Origin of the sequence: Nocardiopsis sp. NPDC058631, assembly GCF_042716955.1 — a bacterium.
Taxonomy (GTDB): Bacteria; Actinomycetota; Actinomycetes; order Streptosporangiales; family Streptosporangiaceae; genus Nocardiopsis.
The window spans coordinates 1-3,564 of sequence record NZ_JBHXQY010000189.1; the positions used below are offsets into that span (position 1 = coordinate 1).

4 protein-coding genes are annotated in these 3,564 nt (G+C 64.0%); 2 read left to right on the forward strand and 2 right to left on the reverse strand.

The genetic code is table 11. The features are described from left to right. Nucleotides 1–155: 155 nt before the first annotated feature. Nucleotides 156–1,400 (reverse strand): PLP-dependent aminotransferase family protein, encoded by a 1,245-nt coding sequence (locus ACFWTE_RS29795; protein WP_378783279.1) that lies wholly within the window; start codon nucleotides 1,398–1,400, stop codon nucleotides 156–158. Nucleotides 1,401–1,578: 178 nt separating this feature from the next. Next, nucleotides 1,579–1,803 (reverse strand): MbtH family protein, encoded by a 225-nt coding sequence (locus tag ACFWTE_RS29800; RefSeq protein WP_378783281.1) that lies wholly within the window; start codon nucleotides 1,801–1,803, stop codon nucleotides 1,579–1,581. Between the two features lie 259 nt (nucleotides 1,804–2,062). Here ACFWTE_RS29800 and ACFWTE_RS29805 point away from each other — a divergent pair, with 259 nt between their 5' ends. Both ACFWTE_RS29805 and ACFWTE_RS29810 read left to right on the forward strand, forming a co-directional pair. Then, nucleotides 2,063–3,334 carry an MFS transporter gene (locus ACFWTE_RS29805; RefSeq protein WP_378783282.1) on the forward strand — a complete coding sequence of 424 codons (1,272 nt, stop codon included), beginning with the start codon at nucleotides 2,063–2,065 and terminating at the stop codon, nucleotides 3,332–3,334. A gap of 31 nt (nucleotides 3,335–3,365) precedes the next feature. Continuing rightward, nucleotides 3,366–3,564, forward strand: a 199-nt coding sequence (locus ACFWTE_RS29810; protein WP_378783284.1) for a hypothetical protein, incomplete at its 3' end; no start/stop codon positions are given.

Below are 3,564 nucleotides of genomic sequence, written 5' to 3' on the forward strand. Positions count from 1 at the left end.
CCGTGCAGGCGGGTGACGACGGGGACGTTGTAGGTCGCCGAGGGCCCTTCCAGGCGGGACAGGAACCACAACCGACGCTGCGCAAACGACAACGGATACACGAACGGGCCCATCTCTGCTACGGGGGATTTTGGTTTATGGCGCCGGGGGGTGGTTCACCTGTCAGCGTGGTCCGCGACGAACGAAGCGAACTGTTGCACTCCCAGCCTGATCTGTTTCCGGCTGAGATGGCTGAACGCGAAACGGACCTCGTTCCTAGGAGTTCCGTCGCCGTGGAAGTGGTGCATCGGCGTCCAGAGCACACCGTACTTTTCTCCGCACAGACGGAGGATCTCGTCGGTGGAGGCGAAGGGAAGGGTGACGGTCATGAAGAAGCCTCCGCGGGGGGTGTTGAAGGAAACCCCGTGGAGTCTTTCCCCGTGTACTTCCGGGAAGTTCTCCTCGAAACTCGCCAGAAGGCATTCGAGGTTCTCCTGGTAGACCGTGCGCTCACGCTCGTTCGCGCGTCGCAGGCTGAAGTCGTTCAGGAGGATCTTCCCTCCGATCACGGCCTGCGCGATAGGGGAGGTGTTGATGCTGAGCATGCCCTTGAGTCGAGCGATCTGATCGGCGAGAAGGGAGTCGCCGCAGTCGCCTTCCGTGACGTTCTGGTCTGCGACGACATATCCGACACGTGCTCCGGGCAGGCCGGACTTGGCGAATGATCCCAGATAGACAACGCACCGTGACGGATCCAGGGACTTCAGGGTGGGAGGGTGTTCCCCCTCCGGCCCGAAGTTGCCATAGGGGTTGTCCTCCAGGAGGAGGACCTCGCATTCCGCGGCGGCGTCCAGAAGGCTTTCACGCGCCTCAAGTGTGAGGCTTCTTCCCGTGGGATTGGCGAAGTCCGGCGTCACGTAGAGGGCACGCGGCCGGTATCCCCGTCCTCTGGCCTCGTTGACCGCCCTCGTCAGGTGCGCTCCGTCGATCCCGTCCGCAGGTTCGTCGATGGACAGGACAGGCATGTCCACCAGCTGGGCCGCGGCGTCCAGACCGGAATAGGTGGGACGCACGGTCAGCACCGCGTCTTCGGACTTCCCACGCAGGGCACGGAGTACCAGGTAGAGCGCTTCCTGACAGCCCGAGGTCACGACGATCTGCTCCGGGGACACCCGGATCCTCTCGTCGACCTCCAGGTGGCGCGCCACCAGGTCGTTGATGATGCCCCTGGCGCTGCCGTACTGGAGAACTCTGCGCGCGACCTGCTCCTCGCTCATGCCGAGCCGGTCGGTCAGCCGCGTGCGGAAGGCGTCCAGGTACTCGTGCACGGAGTCCAGGCTGAGAAATCCCTCGAAGGGCTTTCCTGCGGCGAAGGATATGGCCTCGGGGAAATGCTCACCGATCTCGTTGAGCAGGTTCATGGATTCACTGGTGGGGGAATCCACTGATCGGTGCAGACTCGACAGGGTCAGATCCATGGAATCCCGTCCACCTTTCGATCGATACTCTCATGTGCCCGTCTGTCGGCGAATCGGAAGGTCTTCACGATTCACGGGGCAGGCGCAGTGGCCGGCTCGGTCACTTTCGTGCTGCCGTGCCTCAGCGGGCCGGAGTATCCGATTCCATGGACTCGACAAGGCTCCTCGGTCGCATGTCCGTCCAGTTCTCCTCGATGAACGAAAGGCAGTCCGATCGCGGCGAGTCCTGGACTCGGACTTCCCAGCCTGCTGGTACGTCAGCGAAGGCCGGCCAGAGAGAGTGTTGTCCCTCGTCGTTGACGAGCACCTTGAAGAGCAATTTCTCATCGTCGAATGGATTACTCATGGAGACCTCCTGGGGGTGGGGTGGTCTTTGGTGCGTTGTGGATTCGGGAGTAAAAGCATGGATCGAGTGCATGCAATGCTTTTGTCCAGACTCCGGTAAACCTAGATCGGCCTCAGCCCCGCTGTCAAGGCACAGTTGGGAAGGGGGATGTGGCAGAAACCTGACAGCTTCGATCAAGGTGGTCTTGTCAATGCCTTCTGTAGGGTGTTGCATCGCTGAGGGCAGCCCGGGTGTGACTGGATGTCGACAGAGGTGAGCAATGAGTGACGAACAACAGGTGGGAGTGGCTTCGGTAGAGCCGGTTCCGCTTTGGCGAAACCGTAGGTTCCAGCTCCTGTGGACCGGTTCCGCATTCTCAATGCTCGGTCTTGAGATATCCCTCTTGGTCTACCCGCTCGCGGTCCTGGCCGTCACCGGGTCTCCCGCGCTCGCTGGAGTCTTCGGAGGTCTGCACATGGCGGCGGGCATGGTCGCCTCACTGCCTGCGGGTGAACTCTGCGACCGTTATGACCGGCGCCGGCTCCTACTCCTCGCGGAAACCCTGCGTGTGGTCGTCACCCTCAGCGTGGTGGCCGCGCTGGTCCTCGCCGAACTCACCCTCGTGCACCTCGTCGTCGCCGCCCTGCTGCTCGGCGCGGTCCAGCCACTCGGCGGCTCGGCCCGCATGCTCATGGTGCGGGCGGTCGTGCCGGGAGAACAGCTGACCACCGCGCTGACCCAGGAGGAGGTCCGCAGCCATGCCGCGTCCATGGGCGGGCCGCCCCTGGGCGGTTTCCTCTACGGAACGGCGATGGTCCTGCCCTTCGTCTTCAACGCCGTGACCTTCACGCTCTCCTTCCTGTGCGTGCTGTTCGTCCGTCCGGCCCCGCCGCAACCCCGCCCCGTGGACCAGGGGGAGAGCTCCTGGCAACGCATGCTTTCGGGGCTGCGCGCCACCATGGCCAAGCCCGAACTGCGCGGCGTCCTGCTGTTCACCGTGTTGATGAACGTGGCCAGCGCCCCCTTCGGCCTGATCTCGGTTGTGGTGCTGGAGGAACAAGGTGTCTCGTCCGGCGTCATCGGGCTCGCCATGGCAGGTATGGCTGTGGGCGGCCTGGCCGGGACCTTCCTGGTCAAGCCGATCCACCGGCTCGAACCCGGTCGGGTGATGGGGGTCATGGGGATCACGACGGCGGTCCTGGTCGCACTGCTCGGACTGCCCCTGGGGCCGTGGTGGATGGCAGGTGTGCTGTTTCTGCTGCTGCTCGGCGTCCCTGCCATGCGCATCCTGGTGGACCTGCTCATCTTCCGTCAGGTACCCGACGAGCTCCGGGGCCGTGTGATCACCGCTGCCATGACGATGTACGGCGTCGGCTCGGCCCTCGGAATGACCGGTGGCGGTCTGCTCCTGGAGTATTTGCCCTCGCCGTGGGCGGCGGGCGGGCTGGCCGCGCTGGTGGGTGGGTGCACGTTGTTCGCCCTCACGATGAGGGGGTTCCGGGGCCTGCGCTGGCCCGAGAGTGGTTCCGCGGACACCGTCGAGCAGCGGTGAGTCCGATCGTGTCGTCGCAAGGTTGGTAGCCATGAATGACCTCCCCCTTCGAGAAACCTCCGTTCTCTTCCCTGCGCAACAGGACACGCCACCCCGACCCGCCCAGGGAACAGAAGACGCCTCCAGTCCTCTGGGTGTGGGTGAGTGGGAGCGGGTTCTGGGTGGGTTCAACGATGTTCCGGTGGCTGAGCTGGTCTCGTTTGTGGGTGCGTTCTGTGCGCAGGTCGAGC